Below are 20,714 nucleotides of genomic sequence, written 5' to 3'. Positions count from 1 at the left end.
TCCAGTCAGGCGGCGCTTCCGGCTGGAATGCGATCGGCCGTGGCCTGCCTCAGCTTGGCCGCCATGGCGTCAACGTTCTCCCAGGGGAGGTTGAGGTCGCTGCGGCCGAAGTGGCCGTAGGCCGCCACGTCCTGATAGAAACGACCACCGCGCTCCTGGGGAAGGGTGCGCAACCCGAAGACGTCGATGATCGCCCCGGGCCGCAGGTCGAAATGCTCCTGCACCAGGGCGGTGAGTGCCTCATCGCCGAGCAGGCCTGAGCCGAAGCTCTCCACCAGGATGCTCACCGGGCGGGCCACACCGATCGCGTAGCTCAGCTGCACTTCCACGCGGCGGGCAAGCCCTGCCGCCACGAGGCTTTTGGCCGCGAAGCGGGCGGCATAGGCCGCGGAGCGGTCCACCTTGGTGGGGTCCTTGCCGGAGAAGGCACCGCCGCCATGGCGGGCAGAGCCGCCATATGTATCCACGATGATCTTGCGGCCGGTGAGTCCGGCATCCCCCTGCGGCCCGCCCACCACGAATTTCCCGGTGGGGTTGACCAGGAAGCGGGTGCTGCTGCGGGACGGGCGGATGTAGAGATCGGCAGTGGCCGGCTCCACCACGTGCGTCCACAGGTCGTCGGCGATGCGCTCGCGCAGGGTGGTTTCGTCGCTCACCACCGCGCCATCGGCAAAGGTGATCTCCGCCAGGTGCTGGGTCGAGATCAGCAGGGTGTCGATGGCCACGGGGCGGCCATGCTCGTACACCACACTCACCTGGGTCTTGCCATCGGGAAGCAGGTAAGGAAGCGTCCCCTCGTGGCGCACCATGGCGAGGCGCCTGGAGAGGCGATGCGCCAGGCTGATCGGCAGCGGCATCAGCTCCGGCGTTTCATCGCAGGCGAAGCCGAACATGATTCCCTGGTCGCCGGCACCCACCAGATCGAGCGGGTCGCCATCGTGGTCATCGGCTTCATTGACTCCCTGGGCGATGTCGGGAGATTGCTGATCGAGAGCGATCAGAACGGCGCAGCTGTGGGCGTCGAAGCCGCCGGCCCGCGCTCCGCTGTAGCCGATCCGTTCGATCACCCCTCGCACCAGGCTGGTGAAATCCACCTTCGCGTTGGTGGTGACCTCCCCCGTCACCAGGCAGAGCCCGGTGTTGACAACCGTTTCACAGGCCACACGGCTGGTGGGGTCGGAGCTGAGCAGGGCATCGAGCACCGCGTCGCTGATCTGGTCGCAGATCTTGTCGGGATGCCCTTCGGTGACCGATTCGGACGTGAAGACGTATCGCGCCATGCCGGTGGAAAAGGGATCTAGAGGGGTGAGCCTATTCCCTGAATCCTCAGGGGTTCGTACTCAGGTAGCGGATCCGTTGGTGCCCGGTGCCTCCAGCACAGTGAGCTCCGACCAATGGTGGATGCGGGGGTAGCGGGCGTTGAGCGCCGGTGGTGTGAGCCAGCCGGAGAGATACCCCAAGGCCACGGCAACTCCTGCGGCCTCAGCCATGGATAGATCGCTGTCGGCGTCGCCGATCAGGGCGCAGGCCGCAGGTTCCACACCGAGCTGCCTGCAGAACCCATGCACGGCGCCCGGGTCGGGCTTGGCGGGCTTGTGATCGGCACTCCAGATGCCACGAATGTGGTGCTGAAGTTGATGGGCCCTCAGAAAGCGCTCGATACCTGTGGGTTGATCGTTGCTGATCACCCCGATCACCACGCCCGCAGTGTCGAGCTCAGCCAGCAGCCGCTCCAGGCCCTGGGTAGGCAAAGCCACAGCAGCGGCCTGATCCTCCCCCGGCGCAGCATCGGTGCAAAAGAACACCTCCTCGCTGTGGCGGAGGGCTTCCGGCCAGCCCAGTCCCACCAGGCAGAACACCGTGGCGGTGGAGATGAGGTTGTGGCTGCGGCTGGCCACCGCAGTGGTTCCGGCAGGGTGGAGACGATCGCCCGTGAGCCCATAAGCCCGCTCCAGCAGTTCACGCAGCTCAAGGCGGCGCTCAGGCGCCACCCGTGCCTCGCAGAGATCGATGCGGGTGCGGGCCAGCCTGGTCAGCAATGGCTCGCTATGGCTGAGGGTTCCGTCCTTGTCGAACAGAACGGCCTCCAACTGGCCAATCGGTTCACCGCGCAGGGCCAGGACGGCCATGGATGCACCCGGGGGGAGAGGCGTGGATCAGTCGAGGTCGAGGGTGACGCCCATCGGCTCACTCTCTTCCGCCTGTTCCAGCAACATCTGCTTGTAGCGGGCGGCCATCTCCTCGGCCTTGTCGAACACCTTCTGGGGATCGGTGAGCATGTCGCCGGGTTCGGGTTCGAGCGCCTTGGTGGAGAGGGAGATCCGACCACGTTCTGCATCGAGGTCGATGATCATCACCTTCATCTGATCGTTGACATTGAGCACCGTGTGGGGTGTTTCGATGTGCTCGTGGCTGATCTCGGAGATGTGCAGCAGGCCGCTGACGCCGCCGATGTCGATGAAGGCGCCGTAGGGCTTGATGCCACGCACGGTGCCGATCACCACTTCGCCGACCTCGAGGCGGTTCATCTTGCGTTCCACCAGGGCGCGGCGATGGCTGAGCACCAGACGGTTCCGCTCTTCGTCCACCTCCAGGAACTTCAGGGGCAGGAAGTCGGCGACGAGATCTTCCTTCGGCTTGCGGGTGCTGATGTGGCTGCCGGGGATGAAGCCACGCAGGCCTTCCACCCGCACCAGGGCACCGCCACGGTTGGTGGCAAACACTTCGCTGTAGATCGTGGCGTCTTCCTTCTGGAGCTGACGCACGCGCTCCCAGGCCCGCTGGTACTCAATGCGGCGGATGGAGAGGGTGAGCTGGCCGTCTTCGTTCTCCTCGCTGAGGATGAAGAATTCGCGAACCTCACCGGGCTCCAGCACGTCGCTGAGGTTCTCGACGCGGTTGATCGAGACCTCCTGGAGAGGCATGAAGGCAGCCGTCTTGGCGCCGATGTCGATCATGGCGCCCTTTGGCTCCATGGCGAACACAGTGCCGTTCACCACGTCGCCGGGTTTGAAGTTGTAGTCGTACTTGCTGAGAAGAGAGGCGAACTCCTCCAGGGTGAAACCGGCCCCATCGGCGTCGCGGCTTGCAGCCCGGCTCGAGGGGTCGTCAGCGGTGGGAACCTCTTCCGGAATGTCGAGGTCCAGATCAGCGGCGATGGTGTCGATGAGTTCGAGGTCGGCCTCGGCGCTGCTGATGTCGGAAGGGGTCACGGTCATGAAGGAGTGGCGGTCTGCCTGTGGCAGAGCGAAGGTTCGGCCTGGCTGCCCGCCGACAGCGCAAACCCAATCTCCGACTATACGAATCGGCGCGACCGTCAGTTCAAGATGGCCAGTGCCGGGCTGGATCCGTCGTTGCGGCGCTTGGCGGGACGCCGGCTCAGCCCTTCGAGGGCGGAAACGAAATCGCTGATCCCCTGGAACTGGCGGTACACCGAGGCGAAGCGCACGTAGGCCACTTCACTCATCTCGCCGAGCTGCTGGAGCACGAGCTCGCCGATCTCGGCACTGCTGACCTCACGACCGCCGCGTTGCTGGAGCTGCAGCTCGATCTCGTCGATCACGGTTTCCAACCGGGCTGGCTCCAGGCCGGTTTTTTCGCAAGCGCGGATCAGGCCGTGCAGCAGCTTCTCGCGGCTGAACAGCTCCCGCTGGCCGTTGCGCTTCACCACGGTGACCGGAACCGTTTCAACCCTCTCGTAGGTGGTGAAGCGGGCTTCGCAGTTGAGGCACTCTCTGCGACGGCGCACACTCCTGCCTCCATCTGCGGATCGGGATTCGAGGACCCGGCTGTCGGTGTGTTGGCAGGAGGGACATTGCATCCCTTTTTTCGCCGCAAGTTGCGCTTATCAATTGTAAGCAGACATTCATTCAATGAAAAGGGTTCTCGCCCTCAGGTTTCCCCCCCCCCCCCTCTCTCCGGCCCGTCGGCATGAAAAAGCCCCCGCCGGGGCGGGGGCAGAGCTGGACAGGGATCACTTGCCGATCTTCGGGGGATCGCGGAAGGCGATGGCGAAGAACAGGGTGGCGATCGCCAGGGTCAGGATCAGGATGTAGGCGAAGCTCTCCATCGAGGTTCTCGGGCGAAGGGACGATCAGCTGAGCGTGCTGCCGGCCGGGGGCACGAAGCCCTCGGGGATCCGACGGGTGGAGCGGTCACCGAGTTTCTGGAAGAGGCCGAATTCGACCTGCTCGCCAAGATCAGGATCGATGCCTGCGAACACATCGCGGTAGAGGGTGCGAGCCCCGTGCCAGATGTGGCCGAAGAAGAAGAGCAGCGCGAAGGTGGCGTGCCCGAAGGTGAACCAGCCGCGCGGGGAGCTGCGGAAGGTGCCATCGGAGTGATAGGTGTCGCGATCGAATTCGAAGGCTTCACCCAGCTGGGCCTTGCGTGCCAGGCGCTTCACGTCTGCAGGGTCCGTGAAGGTCTGACCGTCGAGAGCACCGCCGTAGACGGTGGCGGTGACGCCGGTCTGCTCGAAGGAGTACTTCGCTTCGGCGCGGCGGAAGGGGATGTCAGCCCGCACAATGCCTGCGCTGTCTTCAAGGACCACGGGGAAGTTCTCGAAGAAGTTGGGCAGACGGCGAACCTGGAGATCGCGCCCTTCTTTGTCGGTGAAGCTGATATGACCCAGCCAGCTGGTGGGCAGGCCGTCACCGTTCACCATCGGGCCGACGCGGAACAGACCTCCCTTGGCAGGACTGTTGCCGACGTAGTCAAAGAAGGCAAGCTTCTCAGGGATGGAGGCGTAAGCCTCCTTCTTGCTGGCTCCGGCCTCCATGGCCGTGGCCACGCGCCGGTTGATCTCGGTTTTGAAGTAGCCCTGATCCCACTGGTAGCGGGTGGGACCGAACAACTCGACTGGGGTGGCCGCAGAGCCGTACCACATCGTGCCAGCCACGATGAAGGCTGCAAAGAAAACGGCTGCGATCGCGCTGGCGAGCACCGTTTCGATGTTGCCCATCCGCAGAGCCTTGTAAAGACGCTCCGGGGGGCGCGTGGTGATGTGGAAGATGCCGGCGATGATCCCAACGATGCCGGCGGCGATGTGGTGAGCCACAATTCCACCGGGGTTGAAGGGGTTGAATCCTTCGGGCCCCCATGAGGGCTGAACGGGCTCAAGGTGCCCGGTGAGGCCGTAGGCATCGGATACCCACATTCCTGGGCCGAAGACGCCTGTGAGGTGAAAGGCTCCGAAGCCGAAGCAACCGAGGCCGGCCAGCAGGAGGTGGATGCCGAAGATCTTGGGCAGATCCAGGGCGGGCTCGCCGGTGCGAGGGTCCTGCCAGATCTCAAGATCCCAGTAGGTCCAGTGCCAGATGGCGGCAAGGAACAGCAGGCCACTGAAAATGATGTGAGCGGCGGCTACGCCTTCGAAGCTCCAGAAGCCAGGGTCGACACCGGTTTCACCGGTGATGCTCCAGCCTCCCCAGCTGCCTGTGACCCCGAGGCGGGCCATGAAGGGCATCACAAACATGCCCTGGCGCCACATGGGGTTGAGCACCGGGTCGGAGGGATCGAAGATGGCGAGCTCGTAAAGCGCCATGGAGCCGGCCCAGCCGGCAACAAGAGCGGTGTGCATGAGGTGCACGGCCAGAAGGCGGCCCGGGTCGTTGATCACGACCGTGTGCACCCGATACCAGGGCAATCCCATGGGGGTTAGGTCCGGGGAAACAAACGGCTGCAAGGGTGTGACCCGAGCAGCGGACGATCAGATGGATCGTTCCGTGCTGGCGATCGTAAGGGTTTCCTTCCGTTGCGGAGAGGCCACCAAGGGAGCTGAAACGAGCCGTGATACGGGGTCTGGCCCTGTCGCGATTGTGCAGTTACATTTCGCAACCTTGGGAGCACAATGGCGTGGTTTGAGCCGTTCCTCCATGCCCGTGATCCGCTTTGTTCGTGAAGGCCGTGATGTCAGCTGTTATCCCGGCGAAAACCTGCGGGAGGTGGCCCTGCGCGAAGGGGTGGAGATCTATGGCCTGAAGGGGAAATTGGGCAATTGCGGCGGCTGCGGCCAGTGCATCACCTGTTTTGTGGCGGTTGAGGAGCCGGCAACGTCTGCGGCCGCCCTCTCCCCACGCACCGCTGTGGAGGAGCGGAAGCTGCTCAAGCGTCCTGGGAACTGGCGCCTGGCTTGCCAGGCGCTGGTGCAGCGCTCGCTGATCGTGGTGACCCGCCCCCAGGTCGCCTTGCCGGACGGTGACCGGCTGCTTGCGGAGGCCCATCAGCAGCCGCTGCCGGAGGGCCCCACCAGCTGGCCCGTGGTCGAAGCGCCGTTGGACGACGAGGACGAGGGCTCCACGACCGCAACGACGGGTGAAGGGCTTCCTGAAGCGTCTGGCAATGGTGATACGGTCCGCTGAGTCCTCCATGCCTTGATGGAAACCAACGATCTCGGTTTCGTGGCCAGCCTGTTGTTCGTGCTGGTCCCGGCCATTTTCCTGATCATCCTCTACATCCAGACCAACAGCCGCCAGCAAGGCTGAGCCCGCAGCTGGCGCTTTTTCACCCCAGAGCAACCTCAGGTTTGCCCTGGGGTGATTTTCTGGCAGAGAGAAACCCGTTTTTTCGTCCCCCTGCATCGCTCCCTCCGCTCACAGCTTTCGGGCAAGGTGAGCGCAACGCATGAGCGCAACCCAGTGGTTTGCTCACGCCTTTTGCCGCAGGAATGGTTTTCCCCAGAGCTGGCCGTTGGTTCTGCTTGCTAGAGATCCAGTCAGGTGGTCGTTCTTCAGGCCGTGAAGCCAGCTGCCTCCACGCAACTGCCTTTACGCCATTCCCTGACAACTGCACCACAGGCTCCGGCTGAAACGGGCCAGAGCTTTCGGATTCAGGCGCGGCGTTCGGGTTCGCGCACCAGCAGCACCGGCGCGGGAGCGTGCACCCGGATGAAGTCGCTTACCGAGGTCCCAAGCAGCCGATCGATGTCCACCAGTGCCTTGGCCACCAGCGGGCGACGATCCTGAGAGGCAATCACCAGCAGATCGGCCTCGATCTCCTTGGCTGCTGCGCACACTTCCCGGCCCACATCGTTGCCATCGCGGTGCACCCCCTTGAGCTCCACGCCAAAGCTGCGCGCGCGCTGCTTGGCCTTCTCCAGCACCTCGTCTGCCGGGGTTTTTCCGCCTCGGCTGGGAGCCAGTTGCTGGCGGCTCACGTGCACACCGGTGAGCGTGTCCCCGGGAATCTCCTTCACCAGCTCACAGGCGATCTTGAGGGCGTCATCGCCCACGCCGGTGCCATCGATGGTCACCATCACCCTGTTGACATGCCGGACGTAAAGGTCGTCGCGGACCAGCAGCATGGGCCGCGTGGACAGCTGGAAGACGTATTGGCTCGAGCTGTTGCCCAGGATCGACTGCAGCCGTCCAAGGCCGCGCGACCCCATCACGATCAGGTCGGCATCCAGCTCATCGGCCACCTTCAGCACAGTCTGCTTGGCATCCCCCTGACGGATGATCGTGTTCACATCGGTGGGATTGAGGCCCAGGCGTTGAACGGCCTCCGCCATCAACCCGCCGGCACGCTGCCAGTGCTCCTGCACGGTTTCCCCCGACTGCTCGGGCACCACATGGAGCAGGTTGAGCCGTGCCTGCCGGAAGGCCGGGAGGTCGCGCAGCATGCGCACCATTTCCTCCACATGACCTTTGCCGGAATCGGCGATCAGAAGGTTGCGAAACACGGGGGCGTCACGGTTCAAAATCAGCCTATGGCCGCCTCCGGGGCCAGCAGCTCCGCCCTGTCGAGGTCGTAATGGACGATCGTGATCCGACCTGGCCCTGGCGTCTGACCCGGCGCGTGTTGCCTCAGCACACGGATCACGCAGGGGTGATGTGGCACGGGGCCTACCTCCGCTGGTTGGAGGAGGCGCGGGTGGAGGCGCTGGCAGCGGTGGGCTTGCCCTACCGGGTGCTCTCCGACCGGGGCCTTGAGCTGCCGGTGGTTTCGCTCACCATCGACTACCGCCGCCCGCTCCAGCACGGCGACTGCGTGGACATCGAGAGCATGGTGGGTGATGCGCAGGGGCTGCGACTGCCCTGGTGCAGCAGGTTCGTGGGCATGGAAGGGCATGTGGCTGCCACCGCGCGGGTGGAGCTTGTGCTGGTGGAATCCAGGCCCCATCCGGCCGGGGGCGTTCCACAGCGGCGGCTGCGACGCCAACCGCCCGCCGATCTGGCGGAGGCGCTTGCAGCCCTGCGGCGGGGCCCTCGGACCGCCATGCCATAGTACAAGTGTACTGAACTTTTGTCGGCGGAATGGGAGAGCTTGTTGCCGTCAGCTTTCCTCGGGGCTCTGGCGCTGTGCGAAGCCCATGGCCCAAGGGCTTCGTTTCTGGCAATCCCACGTCTGAGATGGGGCTGCCATGGCCAGAGCGGCGTCGGCGGTGGTGGTTGCTATGGGCTGGCTGCCCGGGTCTGGGAATCCGGCGGCTGGAGGGGCTGGAGCAGCGGTTCGGCTCTCTGGAAGAGGCCTGGAAGGCGCCGGCCGCGGATCTTGCCGCTGTGCAGGGGTTGGGTGCAGGGTTGCGGGCCGCTGTGGAGGCCTATCGGCAGCGGCACGGCGCCGATCCGGTCGCCGCCGGCAAGCCGGCGCCGGCGGCGATGCGCCGGGTGCTGCTTCCCGGGGATCCCGCCAATCCGCGGGCGTTCACTGCCCTGGAACGGCCACCCCTGGCGATCTACTGGCAGGGGCAGGGCGCCTTATGGCCGGTGCTGCGCCGTCGTGAGGCAGTGGCTGTGGTGGGCACCCGCAACCCCTCCCTGCACGGTCTGGCGATGGCGGAGGCGGTGGGTGCTGCCCTTGCCGCGGCAGGCTGGCCTGTGGTGAGCGGCCTCGCCGATGGCATCGATGCCGCCGCCCATCGAGGGTGTCTGGCTCAGGATGGCAAGCCAGTGGCGGTGCTCGGCACGCCGCTAAGGCGGGCTTATCCCCGCCATCACGGGCCCCTTCAGCAGTTTGTGGCCGCCCGGGGGCTGCTGATCACCGAGCAACCCCCGGGCGCCTCGGTTCAGCGTGGCCATTTTGCCGCCCGCAACCGCCTGCAGGTGGCCCTAGCAAAGGCGGTGGTAGTGATCGAGTGCCCCTTCAAAAGTGGCGCTCTCCATTCCGCGGCGCTGGCCTGGGAGCAGGGTCTGCCGCTCTGGGTGGTGCCGGCCGATGCGGCCAAGGTGTCTGCCCAGGGCAGCAACCGCTTGCTGCTGCAAGGTGCCACACCGTTGCTGCAGCCTGGGGATCTTGTGCACCAGCTGGGCCCCGGCCCGCTGTTGCAGGCGCAGAGCTCCGCTGAGGGAGCCACGGGCTTGCCATCTTGCCGGGTGGGGGCACTGACGTTTGTGCAGCGGAATCTGCTCGCCGCACTGGGCAGCGGGGCCTCGCTTGAGCACCTTTGCCAGTCTCTTGGAGAGCCACCAGCGCATCTCTCCAGCCTGCTTCTGGATCTGGAGTTGGCGGGGCTGATCAGCGCCGAGCCTGGGCTGTACTGGCGGCCCGCCCACGGCAGCTTTGCTTAGCCTTTCCGCATCGGCCAAACGCATTCCCATCGCAGTTCCAGCCTCGCCACAGGCGTTCTCCCCCGTGGAAACCCCATCCACAGGCTCCCCAGGGCCGATTCGGCTCAGCGGCAAGGAACTCTGGCCTTGGCGCCGCGAACAACTTCGCCTCGGCGGAGTTGCCGCAGATTTCGATTGGCTGCTGGATCTCGCCGGCGGAGTGGATGGCCGCTGCCGCCATCGCCTGCGGCTTGAGCCTGAGCTCAGCGTGGATCTGCGATGCAGCCTCGGCGAGATCGAGCGCCTCTGGCGCCGTCATCTGAGCGAGCACATCCCCCTTCAATACCTGGTGGGCTTATGCCCCTGGCGCGATCTGGAGCTTGTTGTGGGGCCCGGGGCCCTGATTCCCCGCCAGGAAACCGAATGGCTGGTGGAACTGGCCTTGGAGCTTGCCGGCGCCCTCGCCCCCGGCTGGCCGCGCCGCTGGGCCGATCTTGGCTGCGGTTCCGGTTGCCTGGCAGTGGCGCTGGCGCTGGCTTTCCCAGAGGCTCAGGGATGGGCAGTGGATTGCTCCCCGGAGGCGCTTCACCACACGCACAACAATCTCCAGCGCGCCCGCGTCCAAGGCCGGGTCGCACAGCTGGAAGGGTCCTGGTGGGACCCCCTGCAGGCCGTCTGGGGGCAGCTCGATCTGGTGGTGAGCAATCCCCCCTACATCCCCTCAGCCGAGGTGAGCCAGCTCGATCCCGTGGTGCGCTGGCATGAACCCCATCTCGCCCTCGATGGCGGTGCCGATGGCCTTGATGCAGTTCGCTTGATTGCCGCCGGAGCTCTCCAGGCACTGGCCCCCGGGGGCTGGCTGCTGCTTGAGCACCACCACGACCAATCCTCCGCCGTGTGCGCTCTGCTCAGCGCGGCCGGGCTGGAAGCGGTTGTTGCCCACAAGGATCTGGAAGGGCATTTCCGCTTTGCCCAGGGCCGGCGTCCGCCCATTCCCCACTGATGGATTCGTTGCCTACTCCTGGTTCCTCTCTGCCGCTCACCCTCGGGCCAGCGGCTCTGGCTCAGCACCTGGTCGGTGGCGGAGCAGCGGTGTTTCCCACCGACACCCTTCCCGCCCTGGCCACCCAACCACTTGTGGCCGCCCAGATCTGGCGTCTCAAGCAGCGCCCTGAAGGCAAGCCGCTCATCCTCATGGGGGCAGATCCAGAGCTGTTGTTTGCGGCGTTGCACCAACCTCTGCAGCCGTCCTGGCTGGAGATGGCGGCGCGCTGCTGGCCAGGCGCGGTCACCCTCGTGCTGCCGGCGAGCGGCCCGATCGTTGAGGCCCTGCAGCCCAGTGCGCCCAAGCAGGGAATCTCCCTGGGCCTGCGCATTCCAGCCTGTGCCCCGGCTTTGGATCTGCTGCGGCGCACCGGCCCTCTGGCCACCACAAGCGCCAACCGCTCAGGGGAGCCGCCTTGCCGCACCCCTGTCGAGGTGGCTGCGGTGTTCGGCGGGTTGCCGATCCTGGCTCCGCTGCCATGGCCGTCGATGGAGGGCCAGGCCAGCACGGTGCTTCGCTGGCATCCGGACGATCGCTGGGAAGTGCTGCGGCGTGGGGCTGTGATGCCCATCAACGGCGCGCCATGATGCCGCCATGCTCTGGCTGATCCTGCTGATCGTGTTCCTGCTCACGGGATTCGACGCACTCCTGGAGCCGGTGCTGCGCGCCTTCACGCCGCTCCTCTCCTTGAGCGGCTGGATCTGGCTGCCGCTGATCGCTGGCGGCTGGTTGCTGGCGGGCCGGCGCTCCTGAAAGACGGCGTCTGCTGAGGGGCTTCCCCGTGTGTTGCTTGTCTTGCCTCCTGAGCCGCTGACGTCCTGCAGGGCATAGAGCAAAACAGCATCAAGCGGCAAGGAGCAATGCTGTTGCACAGCACCGGGAAGGCCGGCACGCCGCCGGAACCTGCTGGCCAGAAGGCAACAGCCGTGAGCTTGAGGGCAAAGAGAAGCCGGCTAACGGATTTGAACCGATGGCCTTCGCTTTACAAAAGCGCTGCTCTACCGCTGAGCTAAGCCGGCACGCGTTGAGCTTATCTCTCCCCCAGAGCCCACAGCAGCAGCTGGCTCCGGTTGTTGCAGCCGGTTTTTGCCAGCAAGTGCGACACGTGGCTTTCCACGGTGCGGTGGCTCAAGGTAAGGGCGGCGGCAATGCCTTTGTTGCTTCTCCCATCTTTCAACATGTGCAGCACGCGCCTCTCGGCAGGGGTGAGCACGGGTGAAGTCAGTGTGGCTTCGCTGGTGGCAGGCAAGGGATCCATCGCTGAAGTGGGGCTCATGCCAGGGTTCCCACGCAACCGCAGCTTCGCCCTCGTTGCTGGCCCTGGTTCCCACTTCACTCCGGCGTAGCCCATGGCCAGCGGCTGAAGCCGCTGGCTTGCTCAGGCGGAGGCGGCAGCCGTGCCAGGCGGTGGAGGTAACGGTGTGGGGCGGGCCCGCTTGATCGGCAGGTTGGCCACCAGAGCAGTCACGCGGTCTTCGGTTTCCAGGCTCACATCGCCTTCCTCCAGATCGATTTCCACGTAGCGCGACACCACTTCAAGGATTTCCCGGCGCATCTGCTCCAGCAATTCAGGATTCAGATCACTGCGATCGTGAGCCAGCACCAACTGCAGCCTCTGCTTGGCGGTGGCAGCGCTGGCCGGTTGACGTCCAAGCAGCTTGTCGATGAGTTCGCGGAGCGTCATCGGTGATCAGAAGATCTTGGTTTGCATCAAGCGGCCGATCTTGGCCCTCAGCCCTGGTGCTTTCTTGGTGGGATCCACCAGTGGAACGTCCTCGCCCCGCAGGCGCCTGGCCACGTTCATGTAGGCCTGGCCTGCGGGGGAGCGGCTGCCATTGAGGGTGAGCGGTTCGCCGCGGTTGGTCGACACGATCACCTGCTCGTCCTCCAGCACCAGGCCCACCAGCGGCAGGGCGAGGATGTCGGTCACGTCGTCGACGGCCAGCATCTCCTGATTGGCCATCATCTTTGGCCGCACCCGGTTCAGCACCAGCTGCACCGGCTGGATTTCCCGCGTCTGCAGCAGGCCGATCACCCGGTCAGCGTCCCGCACCGCGGACACTTCCGGCGTGGTCACGATCAGGGCTTCGCGGGAGGCGGCCGCCGCATTCTTGAAGCCGTCCTCGATGCCGGCCGGGCAGTCGATCAGTACGAAATCAAAGCGCTCCTCCAGCATGGCCACGATCTTCTTCATGTCGTCGGGCGTGAGCCACTCGAGCATGCGTGGGTTGCCTGCGGGCAGCAGCGATAAATTCGGCTCCTGCTTGTGCTTCACCAGAGCCTGCTCCAGGCGGCAGGTTTCCGCGAGCACTTCCTGCGCCGTGTAGACGATCCGGTTTTCGAGGCCGAGCAGCAGATCCAGATTGCGCAGACCGAAATCGGCATCCAACACGGCGGTTCTGGCGCCTTGTTTGGCCAGGGCGATGCCGAGGTTGGCGGTGAGGGTGGTCTTGCCGACCCCCCCCTTGCCGGAGCAGATGAGGATCGTGCGGCTCGAGGCGGAGGTCACGGCGCTGCCAGGGATGCCTGCAGGTTACGTCCACTTGTGGTCGGCACCCTCCGTACCCGTTGCTGCTGCGGGCGAGACGCTCCTGAGCCCAGTAAAACGGTGCACGTGCTGTCACCTGTCCGATGCCGGATCCGCTCCCCCATCACCAGAGGCTTCTGGTCATGCCCGACGACGGCGCTGAAGCGGTGGTGGCGCTCATTGAAGGGGCCAGGGAGCAACTGCTGCTGAAGCAGTTCAAGCTGGAATCGGAAGCGGTGGAAGCGGCCTTGCTGCGGGCCCATCAACGTGGTGTGCAGGTGCGGGTGATGCTCAATCCTCACACTTCCGGCGGCGATCGTTGGAACGATGCCGCCTACCAGCGCCTGTGTGACTGGGGCATGGAGGTGAACTGGACGAGCGAAGCCTTCCCTGTGACCCACGAGAAATCGATGGTGGTGGACCGCGAGCAGGCCCTGATCGCCACCTTCAACCTGAGTGACAAGTACTTCACCCAGACCCGCGACTATGGCGTGGTGAGCTGTGCCAAAGCTGTGGTGGAGCAGGTGATTGCTGGCTTCGAGGCTGACTGGAACCGCACCTTCTTCTCCCCTGATCTGGCGGTCGGCCTGCTGTGGAGCAGTCTGCACAGCCGCGGCCAGATGGCGCGGATCGTGGATGCTGCCAACAACACGCTGTGGATCCAGCATCCCAAGTTCGTGGATGCGGTGATCCTCGATCGGATCATTTCGGCCCGCGAAAGGGGGGTGAAGGTGCGCGTGCTCTGCGGAGGAAAGCACGGCATCAGTGACTGGGACATTTATGACACCTTCTCATCGCTGCGGGTGATGCAACGCTTCGGTGTGAAGGTGCGGCGGCAGAAACATCTCAAGCTGCACGCCAAGCTGATCCTCATGGATGGTATTGCCGCCCAGACCGGATCCATGAACATCGACCGCAGCGCCTTCGATCTGCGCCGGGAGTTGGGCATCGAGTGTGATGCCCCGGCCGTGGTGGAACGGCTCAAGGCCACGTTCGCAGCCGACTGGGAGCAGGCCAGCCCCTATGCCGCCCCCGACCCGCTCAATCCAAGCCTGCACGAACTGGGTGAACTCCCCCCTGATCCCCACTTCGTGCACGATTGATGCCTGCGTCTGCTCCCGAACCGCACCCGATTCCGTGCCCTGCCGGGCTGGCGCCACCCCCCGGCCTCCGTCAGCTGTTCATCGGCATGCTGCAGGTCGCGCTCTCCTCCTTTGGCGGTGGCCTTTCGGCCTGGAGCCAGCGCATCGTGGTGGAGCAGCGCCGCTGGATGTCCGACCAGGACTTCCTCACCGGCCTCACCGTGGCGCGCCTGTTCCCCGGGCCCAACCAGATCAACATGGCCGTTTACATCGGCGCCAGTTTTCACGGGCTCGTCGGAGCGCTGGTGGCTCTTGCCGGCATGTTGGTGGTGCCATTCACGCTGCTGATGCTGCTCGGCCTCGTGTATTTCCAGGTGCATGAGATCCCGGCCGTGGATCGGGTGCTGGCCGGGGTCGTTGCAGCGGCGGCCGGCATGGCCCTGTCGATGGGCTTCAAGATCCTGCACACCTACTGGCGAGATCGGGTTGCCCTGCTACTGGCTGCGCTCACCTTTGTGGCGATGGCCGTGTTCCATGTGCGGCTGATTCCGATGGTGCTGGTGGCGGGTCCACTGGCCATGGTCTGGTACTGGCCCCGCAGCAGCGCCCAGGAGCCGTCATGAGCTCGCCGTTGGTCTTGCTTTCCTGCGCGACCCCTCCCACCACTCAGCTGGGTGACTTCCTTCAACTGATCTGGACCTTCCTTTCTCTTTCGTTGTTTTCGCTGGGAGGCGGCAACACCCTGCTGGCGGAGTATCACCACATCAGTGTGGAGCAGTTCTGCTGGCTCACCGATTCCCAGTTCTCGGATATCTACGCGCTGGCGGAGGCGGCCCCGGGCCCCAGCTCAATGATTGTGGGGTTGCTGGGCATGGGGGCGGCCTGGAAGGAAGGGCCATGGATGGCGCTCGTGAGTGCCTACGCCGCTGAGCTGGCCATTCTCATTCCATCCACGCTGCTGATGGTGGTCGCCTGCCTCAGCTGGAAACGCCTGGAGCATTCCCCCTGGCGGGTGGCATTTGAGCGCGGTCTTGGGCCGATCACCCTGGGCATTCTCTTCGTGGTGGGCTTCAAGATCCTCAACACGGCCAACCACGGGGTTCCGGGTTATCTCGTTTCGATTGTGGTGTGCTTCCTCATGCTGCGCACGCGCCTTTCGCCGCTGTGGTTCATGGGGGTGGCGGGCCTTTTGGGCGGGCTGGGGATCATCAACCGCTGATGAGCTTGCTGTTCGTCAGTGCTGTCGCCGAACACATGCCAGCCAAGCGATCTTCAGGCCTCCGTCACCGGCCAGAACGGTTCCGCCGGATCGATCCGAATGCTTCCTGCCACCAGTGTGGCCTGCTCGCAGAAGCCCAGCGGTGGTTGATCTTCGGGCCCGCGGGCCACGGCATCGGCGATCCGCAACTGCAGAGGCCGCAGGTGCAAGGCCACGATCCTGGAGTTCGTATCCCCTTCGCAGCCCGCATGGGCAATGCCCCGCAGCCGTCCCCACACGAGCACATGACCCGCGGCGCGTACACGGGCGCCCGGGTTCACATCCCCCAGCACCAGCAGCGATCCCCCCACCTCCACGTGGTCCCCGGCGCGCAGTGTGCCGCGATGCAGGCTGAGTTCGTCGCTGCCGGGCAGCCCTGCGACGGTGCCGCTCGCCTGGCTGTCGCTGTTCCCCGCCGCGCATGACCCCTCTTCCGAGCTGCGGCTGGAGACAACGGCAAGTCCGATCGCCGCCGCCGCCACCAGCGTTTCCTCGCACCGCCCCTCCACCCTGCAAAGCTTCAGGCCATGGCTGCGGAACAACCCCTGGAGCTCGCGCAGCTGCGGCAGATCCAGCTGCCAGGTTCCGCTCTGCAGCACCACCGGCCCCTGCGGTGGTCTGTGCCCCAGAGCGAGGCGCACGTTCTGAAAGGCAGTGGCTGCTCCGTCAGGGGAGGCCGGCAGCAGCATCTGATGGGCGAGGCCGGGCGCTGAAGCCGCAATCAGAACGGCAGCCATCGGTGCGGGCGAAGGAGGACAACTTACCCAGGAGGTCTCGATTCAGCCGATCGCCGGAGCGCTTGCCTCAGCTGCGCGTTGACCTCAGCCGGATGGATCAGCCAACACAGCTCCACCGGTTTGACCAGGCTGCTCACCAATGGCGATCGCTCCTCAAGCGCTTCGAGCGTGTGACCGTCCCATAGCCGCAGCCCACCTTTGTATGGGTGATACCCACGGCTCTGGCGCTGATCGAGCCCGCAACACACCCGTGGGTCGAGGCCGGCGGCGGCAGCGTCGCGCTGGGCCAGTGCCAGCAGCTCCAACCGGCCCTGCGCTGGCAGGGCGCTCACGTCAAGGGCCTTCAAGAGCCTGCGCTCCAGCAGGCGAGCGCTCAGCTGCCTCAGGGGCTCAGGTCCGTCCTCGGCCCAGCGGAGCAGGTGGTACCCGGTGCGTACGTCATCGTTGGCCAGATACGTGGAGACATCCAGCGCCGCCGGTTCCCACAGCCAGCGGGCCATCACCGCATCGGCAAACACCTGATCGGGGCGAGCGTCGCGGGCGGCCAGGATCAGCTGCCGCAGCAGCCAGTTGCAGACCACGTTGAGGCGGTGGTTGTACACACTGCGGTGCATCAGATTGCGCACCACCAGGTAGTGCTCCACTGCCATCAGGCCTTTGGGATGGATGGCAAGGCTGCGGTCGGGGGCCAGGGTCAGGGCGGCCAGCAGGCGGTCGAGGTCCAGCTGTCCGAAGCAGGTTCCGGTGCTGTGGCTGTCCCGCAGCAGGTAGTCGAGGCGGTCACAGTCGAGCTGGCTGCTCACCAGCGCCGCGATCGAGGGATGCGGGTGGCTGCCCTCTTCCAGCAGGCTGGCCACAGCCTCGGCGGTGCCGGGAGCGAACTGCTCCATCGGGCCACGCAGATCCGGGTGCTCGCGCACCAGCCGGGCCGACCAGCGCTCGTGCCTTAACCCATACATCTCCTCGCCCGAGTGGCTGAGCGGGCCATGGCCCACGTCGTGCAGCAAGGCCGCGGCATACAGAACGCCCTGGGCTTCGAGCAGATCGGGAGCCTGGGGAGTGAGTTCCGCCAGGGCGCGACGGACCAGATGGAGCACCCCGAGGGAATGGGTGAAGCGGCTGGATTCAGCTCCGTGGAAAGTCAGAAAGGCGGGCCCCAGCTGGCGGATGCGGCGCAGCCGTTGAAACGGCACGGTATCGACCAGTTCCATGGCCAGCGCTTCGGCTGGATTGTCACGGTCGAGGCGAATGGCCCCATGCAGGGGATCGTGATACGTGCGGGTGCGTTTCATTCAGGCCAACTCCCCGGCGAGCTTCGCGGCCGCTTCCGCCAGCCAGGTGTCGTCCTCTCCGCCGGGGTTGAGCGGTTCCGGCTTGGGCAGGGGCTGATCGGGGGTGATGCCCAGGCTTTGGATGTCGCGGCCGCTGGGGGTCACGTAGCGGGCCACGGTCACCGTGAGGCCACTGCCGTCGCCCAGCCCGATCAGTGTCTGAATCAGCCCTTTCCCGAAGGTGCGGCTACCCAACAGCTCCGAACGTCCATCGTCCTGGAGAGCCCCGGCCAGGATCTCACTGGCACTGGCTGTGCCGCCATTCACCAGCGTGAGCATCGGCCCGCGGAACAGTTGGCCGGGAGGGGCCTGCCTCTCTTCGCTCAGGCCGCTGCGGGTGCGGGTTTCCACGATCCGCTGGCCATCCAGCAAGGCGCCGGCTACGGCAACTCCGGCATCCACCAGTCCGCCGGAGTTGTTGCGCAGGTCCATCACAAGCCCTTCCACGCCATGGCTGTCGAAGGCAGTGAGGGTGTCGCGCACCTGTTCGGGCACCTGCTCGCTGAACTGGCTGATGCGCAGATACCCAAGCCGGTGGCCCTGCGCATTGAACTCGCGCTGCCGCACGGGTTGCAGGTCAACGGTTCTGCGTTCCAGCAGCAGCTGCCGTTCCACGCCTTCGGGTGAGCGCACCAGCAGCTGAACCCGGCTTCCAGCCGGCCCCCGCAGCCGTGCCGCTGTGGCCTCCAGACCGAGTGAGGCGCAGCTTTGCCCCTCCACTTCAAGCAGCGCACTGCCGGTGCCGATGGCCGCCTCGGCAGCTGGTGAGCCATCCAGGGGCGCAATCACCACGATGGTCTGGTCGTTGCCCACCGTCCCAAGCTGCAGGCCCACCCCGCTGACGCTCCCCTTGGTGCTTGAACGAAGAGCGGCGTAGTCAGATGGGCTGAGGAACCGTGTGTAGGGGTCACCCAGCGGGGCCAGCATGGCGGAGATGGCGTCGTAGGCCTCACCACTGCTTTCGATCCTCTGTTCAAGGGCCTGCTGGCGCAACTGGCGCCAGTGCACAGCCTCGAAGCGCTCGGGGTCCACATAGCTCTGGTTCACGAGGCGCCAGGCCTCCACCACCAGTTGCTGCGCGTCGTTGAGGGCCTGCACGGGGGGCGGGTACCCCAGCAGAATCAGGGCCAAAGAGGCCGCCGACACCAAGGCCCATGCCCTCTGTTTCAGAGGCCTGCCTGCAATCACGACCGGTCCACGGCAATCGGTAGACTCTCGCAACCCACCGTCCCCTGCTGCATGGCGAACTCGTCTCCGGCTGCCAAGTCGTCCCCTGTGTACGACTGGTTTGAGGAGCGTCTGGAGATCCAGGCGATCGCAGACGATATCTCCTCCAAATACGTGCCGCCCCACGTCAACATTTTCTATTGCCTCGGCGGCATCACCCTGGTGTGCTTTCTGATCCAGTTTGCCACCGGCTTCGCGATGACCTTTTATTACAAGCCCACCGTGGCTGAGGCGTATGCCTCGGTTCAGTACCTCATGACGGATGTCAGCTTCGGTTGGCTGATCCGCTCCGTGCATCGCTGGAGCGCCAGCATGATGGTGCTGATGCTCATTCTTCACGTGTTCCGCGTGTATCTCACTGGCGGCTTCAAGCGTCCCCGTGAGCTCACCTGGATCACGGGCGTCACCATGGCTGTCATCACAGTTTCTTTCGGGGTCACCGGCTATTCCCTCCCTTGGGATCAGGTGGGTTATTGGGCCGTCAAGATTGTTTCCGGTGTTCCTGCCGCCGTCCCTGTAGTTGGCGACTTCATGGTTGAGCTGCTCCGTGGTGGTGAAAGCGTCGGTCAGTCCACCCTTACCCGCTTCTACAGCCTTCACACCTTCGTGATGCCCTGGCTGCTTGCGGTCTTCATGCTCATGCACTTCCTGATGATCCGTAAGCAAGGCATTTCCGGTCCCTTGTGATCTCTGCCTGTTTCTTGCCCCTGCTCTCTGCTTTCCGCCGCCCTCACTAGGTCCCCTCCATGCACATCCTCAAGAAGCCTGATCTGAGCGATCCCAAGCTCCGCGCCAAGCTCGCCAAGGGCATGGGGCACAACTACTACGGCGAGCCCGCTTGGCCCAACGATCTCCTCTACATCTTCCCAGTGGTGATCCTTGGCACCATTGCGTGCGTTGTTGGGCTCGCTGTCCTCGATCCAGCCATGCTGGGCGACAAAGCCGATCCATTTGCCACTCCTCTGGAAATTCTCCCCGAGTGGTACCTCTATCCCGTCTTCCAGATTCTGAGGGTTGTCCCCAACAAGCTGCTCGGCATCGCTCTTCAAACGATGGTGCCCCTCGGCTTGATGCTCATTCCTTTTATTGAGAGCTTCAACAAGTTCCAGAACCCTTTCCGCCGCCCTGTGGCCATGGGTGCCTTCCTTTTTGGTACTGCTTTCACGATTTACCTGGGCATCGGTGCCGCCATGCCGATTGACAAGTCCCTCACCCTAGGTCTGTTCTGAGCCTCTTCCGAGCTCAGCCAATACTCCCCCGCCGCGGCACCAGCCGCGGCTTTTTTTATGGGAGAACGGTCCGCTGGCAGGTCCTGGGCCTTCATCTCTCTTGAGGCAGGCCAGCAACTGCTATCGCCTCTGTTGCCTCGGTTTTGCTCTGGCCTGGGCAGACATGGGTTTGCCTCTCGGTAGCGCGTCTGTAGCGACAGCCACACTCTGCTGCTCGAAGGCCTCCCAGGGGCAGAGGTCTGATTGAGGCTAAGGCTGCTCACGGCTTTGAACGCACCTTCCTGAGCACACTGGCCCTCCCTATGGCTGCGGGCTTCTGGGCCTTATCCGTCCGTCGCGTTCAGCAAGCCGGCCCCCGGGTGGTGAGAAGCGGAGTAGCGGAGCGGGGATTGGAAGCTGGAATGCGATGGGGCTTGGAACGGCTACGTCCGAAGAGCTTGTGCTCGGCCTCTGGTGCGAACCGGGCTTCTCTCAGCTCTGCCAGGAGGGGCTGCGCTGGAGAGGTCTGAGCGGAGTCGTTGCCTTTTTGTGGCACCTGCTGTCTTCTCTCGTGGCTTCGAGCGCGGCCAGCGCAACCGTGAGCCAGGGGGCCGCGTGACTGTTACAAAAGTTCACAGTGGACGGTTCGGCCCGTTTCGCAATGGCTCCTGAGGCTCGTTGAGAGCAGTGGCTGCAACGCAGTCCCACCCCTCTAGTAGCAGGCGAAAGCCTTGCGAGCACAGACTTTCCGGTGCTTGCGGCGAGCAATAGCGAGCAGCTGGCACGATTCGCGCCATGGGCGGAGGCCTTG

25 protein-coding genes and 1 tRNA gene are annotated in these 20,714 nt (G+C 64.9%); 12 read left to right on the top strand and 14 right to left on the bottom strand.

The window, feature by feature from the left end:
* Positions 1–5: 5 nt before the first annotated feature.
* The 6 genes from metK to psbB all read right to left on the bottom strand — a co-directional run bounded on the left by metK (position 6) and on the right by psbB (position 5,653).
* Positions 6–1,280, bottom strand: a complete 1,275-nt coding sequence (gene metK / locus KBZ19_RS14885; protein WP_255101497.1) for a methionine adenosyltransferase — start codon at positions 1,278–1,280, stop codon at positions 6–8.
* Between the two features lie 60 nt (positions 1,281–1,340).
* Positions 1,341–2,129: an HAD family hydrolase gene (locus KBZ19_RS14880; RefSeq protein ID WP_255101496.1), complete on the bottom strand. Its 789-nt coding sequence runs from the start codon at positions 2,127–2,129 to the stop codon at positions 1,341–1,343.
* A gap of 27 nt (positions 2,130–2,156) precedes the next feature.
* Positions 2,157–3,218, bottom strand: a complete 1,062-nt coding sequence (locus KBZ19_RS14875; RefSeq protein WP_094514084.1) for a 30S ribosomal protein S1 — start codon at positions 3,216–3,218, stop codon at positions 2,157–2,159.
* A gap of 98 nt (positions 3,219–3,316) precedes the next feature.
* Positions 3,317–3,820: a transcriptional regulator NrdR gene (gene nrdR, locus KBZ19_RS14870; protein ID WP_094514082.1), complete on the bottom strand. Its 504-nt coding sequence runs from the start codon at positions 3,818–3,820 to the stop codon at positions 3,317–3,319.
* A 153-nt stretch (positions 3,821–3,973) separates the two neighbouring features.
* A complete protein-coding gene (locus KBZ19_RS14865; RefSeq protein WP_006042122.1) occupies positions 3,974–4,069 on the bottom strand; it encodes a photosystem II reaction center protein T in 96 nt (31 codons plus the stop codon).
* Positions 4,070–4,093: 24 nt separating this feature from the next.
* Positions 4,094–5,653, bottom strand: a complete 1,560-nt coding sequence (gene psbB, locus KBZ19_RS14860) for a photosystem II chlorophyll-binding protein CP47 (protein ID WP_255101494.1) — start codon at positions 5,651–5,653, stop codon at positions 4,094–4,096.
* Between the two features lie 223 nt (positions 5,654–5,876).
* Between psbB and KBZ19_RS14855 the strand changes: the two genes are divergently transcribed.
* Complete coding sequence (locus tag KBZ19_RS14855) at positions 5,877–6,362, top strand: 2Fe-2S iron-sulfur cluster-binding protein (protein ID WP_255101493.1); 486 nt, start codon at positions 5,877–5,879, stop codon at positions 6,360–6,362.
* Between the two features lie 15 nt (positions 6,363–6,377).
* Positions 6,378–6,485, top strand: coding sequence for a photosystem II reaction center protein PsbM (gene psbM, locus KBZ19_RS14850; RefSeq protein WP_094514076.1), 108 nt, complete (start codon positions 6,378–6,380; stop codon positions 6,483–6,485).
* A 344-nt stretch (positions 6,486–6,829) separates the two neighbouring features.
* On the opposite strand, the gene KBZ19_RS14845 is transcribed toward psbM, so the two are convergent.
* Positions 6,830–7,681, bottom strand: a complete 852-nt coding sequence (locus tag KBZ19_RS14845; RefSeq protein ID WP_255101492.1) for a universal stress protein — start codon at positions 7,679–7,681, stop codon at positions 6,830–6,832.
* A gap of 116 nt (positions 7,682–7,797) precedes the next feature.
* Here KBZ19_RS14845 and KBZ19_RS14840 point away from each other — a divergent pair, with 116 nt between their 5' ends.
* From KBZ19_RS14840 to KBZ19_RS14820, 5 genes are all read left to right on the top strand, one after another.
* Positions 7,798–8,226: an acyl-CoA thioesterase gene (locus KBZ19_RS14840; RefSeq protein WP_369803095.1), complete on the top strand. Its 429-nt coding sequence runs from the start codon at positions 7,798–7,800 to the stop codon at positions 8,224–8,226.
* 164 nt (positions 8,227–8,390) lie between these two features.
* Entirely contained in the window at positions 8,391–9,509 is a 1,119-nt protein-coding gene (locus KBZ19_RS14835; protein WP_255101491.1) for a DNA-processing protein DprA, read from the top strand.
* Between the two features lie 64 nt (positions 9,510–9,573).
* Positions 9,574–10,491, top strand: a complete 918-nt coding sequence (prmC, locus tag KBZ19_RS14830) for a peptide chain release factor N(5)-glutamine methyltransferase (protein WP_255101489.1) — start codon at positions 9,574–9,576, stop codon at positions 10,489–10,491.
* A complete protein-coding gene (locus KBZ19_RS14825) occupies positions 10,491–11,120 on the top strand; it encodes an L-threonylcarbamoyladenylate synthase (RefSeq protein WP_255101487.1) in 630 nt (209 codons plus the stop codon). Before prmC ends, KBZ19_RS14825 begins: the two co-directional genes overlap by 1 nt.
* Before the next feature lie 7 nt (positions 11,121–11,127).
* Positions 11,128–11,286, top strand: coding sequence for a hypothetical protein (locus KBZ19_RS14820; protein ID WP_198948317.1), 159 nt, complete (start codon positions 11,128–11,130; stop codon positions 11,284–11,286).
* 194 nt (positions 11,287–11,480) lie between these two features.
* Here the strand turns inward: KBZ19_RS14820 and KBZ19_RS14815 are convergent.
* The 4 genes from KBZ19_RS14815 to minD all read right to left on the bottom strand — a co-directional run bounded on the left by KBZ19_RS14815 (position 11,481) and on the right by minD (position 13,042).
* Positions 11,481–11,552: transfer RNA gene (locus KBZ19_RS14815), tRNA-Thr, on the bottom strand.
* Positions 11,553–11,563: 11 nt separating this feature from the next.
* On the bottom strand, positions 11,564–11,809 hold the full coding sequence (locus KBZ19_RS14810) for a response regulator transcription factor (RefSeq protein ID WP_255101485.1): 246 nt from the start codon (positions 11,807–11,809) through the stop codon (positions 11,564–11,566).
* A gap of 102 nt (positions 11,810–11,911) precedes the next feature.
* Positions 11,912–12,217 carry a cell division topological specificity factor MinE gene (minE, locus tag KBZ19_RS14805; protein WP_094514062.1) on the bottom strand — a complete coding sequence of 102 codons (306 nt, stop codon included), beginning with the start codon at positions 12,215–12,217 and terminating at the stop codon, positions 11,912–11,914.
* A gap of 6 nt (positions 12,218–12,223) precedes the next feature.
* The gene (gene minD, locus KBZ19_RS14800) at positions 12,224–13,042 is read right to left on the bottom strand and encodes a septum site-determining protein MinD (RefSeq protein WP_094514061.1); all 819 of its coding nucleotides are present in this window, start codon (positions 13,040–13,042) and stop codon (positions 12,224–12,226) included.
* A gap of 122 nt (positions 13,043–13,164) precedes the next feature.
* Here minD and KBZ19_RS14795 point away from each other — a divergent pair, with 122 nt between their 5' ends.
* The 3 genes from KBZ19_RS14795 to KBZ19_RS14785 are packed head-to-tail and all read left to right on the top strand — an operon-like array spanning position 13,165 to position 15,361.
* A complete protein-coding gene (locus KBZ19_RS14795) occupies positions 13,165–14,163 on the top strand; it encodes a phospholipase D-like domain-containing protein (RefSeq protein ID WP_094514059.1) in 999 nt (332 codons plus the stop codon).
* Positions 14,163–14,765 carry a chromate transporter gene (locus KBZ19_RS14790; RefSeq protein WP_233133097.1) on the top strand — a complete coding sequence of 201 codons (603 nt, stop codon included), beginning with the start codon at positions 14,163–14,165 and terminating at the stop codon, positions 14,763–14,765. Before KBZ19_RS14795 ends, KBZ19_RS14790 begins: the two co-directional genes overlap by 1 nt.
* A 14-nt stretch (positions 14,766–14,779) precedes the next feature.
* On the top strand, positions 14,780–15,361 hold the full coding sequence (locus KBZ19_RS14785) for a chromate transporter (RefSeq protein ID WP_255101481.1): 582 nt from the start codon (positions 14,780–14,782) through the stop codon (positions 15,359–15,361).
* Positions 15,362–15,414: 53 nt separating this feature from the next.
* On the opposite strand, the gene minC is transcribed toward KBZ19_RS14785, so the two are convergent.
* From minC to ctpZ, 3 genes are read right to left on the bottom strand one after another with little or no spacing between them, the layout of a single operon-like run.
* Positions 15,415–16,137: a septum site-determining protein MinC gene (minC, locus tag KBZ19_RS14780; RefSeq protein WP_255101480.1), complete on the bottom strand. Its 723-nt coding sequence runs from the start codon at positions 16,135–16,137 to the stop codon at positions 15,415–15,417.
* A 23-nt stretch (positions 16,138–16,160) separates the two neighbouring features.
* On the bottom strand, positions 16,161–17,429 hold the full coding sequence (locus KBZ19_RS14775) for an HD domain-containing protein (protein ID WP_255101479.1): 1,269 nt from the start codon (positions 17,427–17,429) through the stop codon (positions 16,161–16,163).
* Complete coding sequence (gene ctpZ, locus KBZ19_RS14770; RefSeq protein WP_399220436.1) at positions 17,430–18,638, bottom strand: carboxyl-terminal processing protease CtpZ; 1,209 nt, start codon at positions 18,636–18,638, stop codon at positions 17,430–17,432.
* A gap of 69 nt (positions 18,639–18,707) precedes the next feature.
* Here ctpZ and petB point away from each other — a divergent pair, with 69 nt between their 5' ends.
* Both petB and petD read left to right on the top strand, forming a co-directional pair.
* The gene (gene petB, locus KBZ19_RS14765; RefSeq protein WP_094514048.1) at positions 18,708–19,382 is read left to right on the top strand and encodes a cytochrome b6; all 675 of its coding nucleotides are present in this window, start codon (positions 18,708–18,710) and stop codon (positions 19,380–19,382) included.
* Positions 19,383–19,441: 59 nt separating this feature from the next.
* On the top strand, positions 19,442–19,924 hold the full coding sequence (petD, locus tag KBZ19_RS14760) for a cytochrome b6-f complex subunit IV (RefSeq protein ID WP_094514044.1): 483 nt from the start codon (positions 19,442–19,444) through the stop codon (positions 19,922–19,924).
* Positions 19,925–20,714: the final 790 nt, after the last annotated feature.

Source organism: Synechococcus sp. L2F (assembly GCF_024345695.1).
Lineage (GTDB): Bacteria > Cyanobacteriota > Cyanobacteriia > PCC-6307 > Cyanobiaceae > MW101C3.
This window is presented reverse-complemented; position numbering and strand designations above follow the sequence as displayed.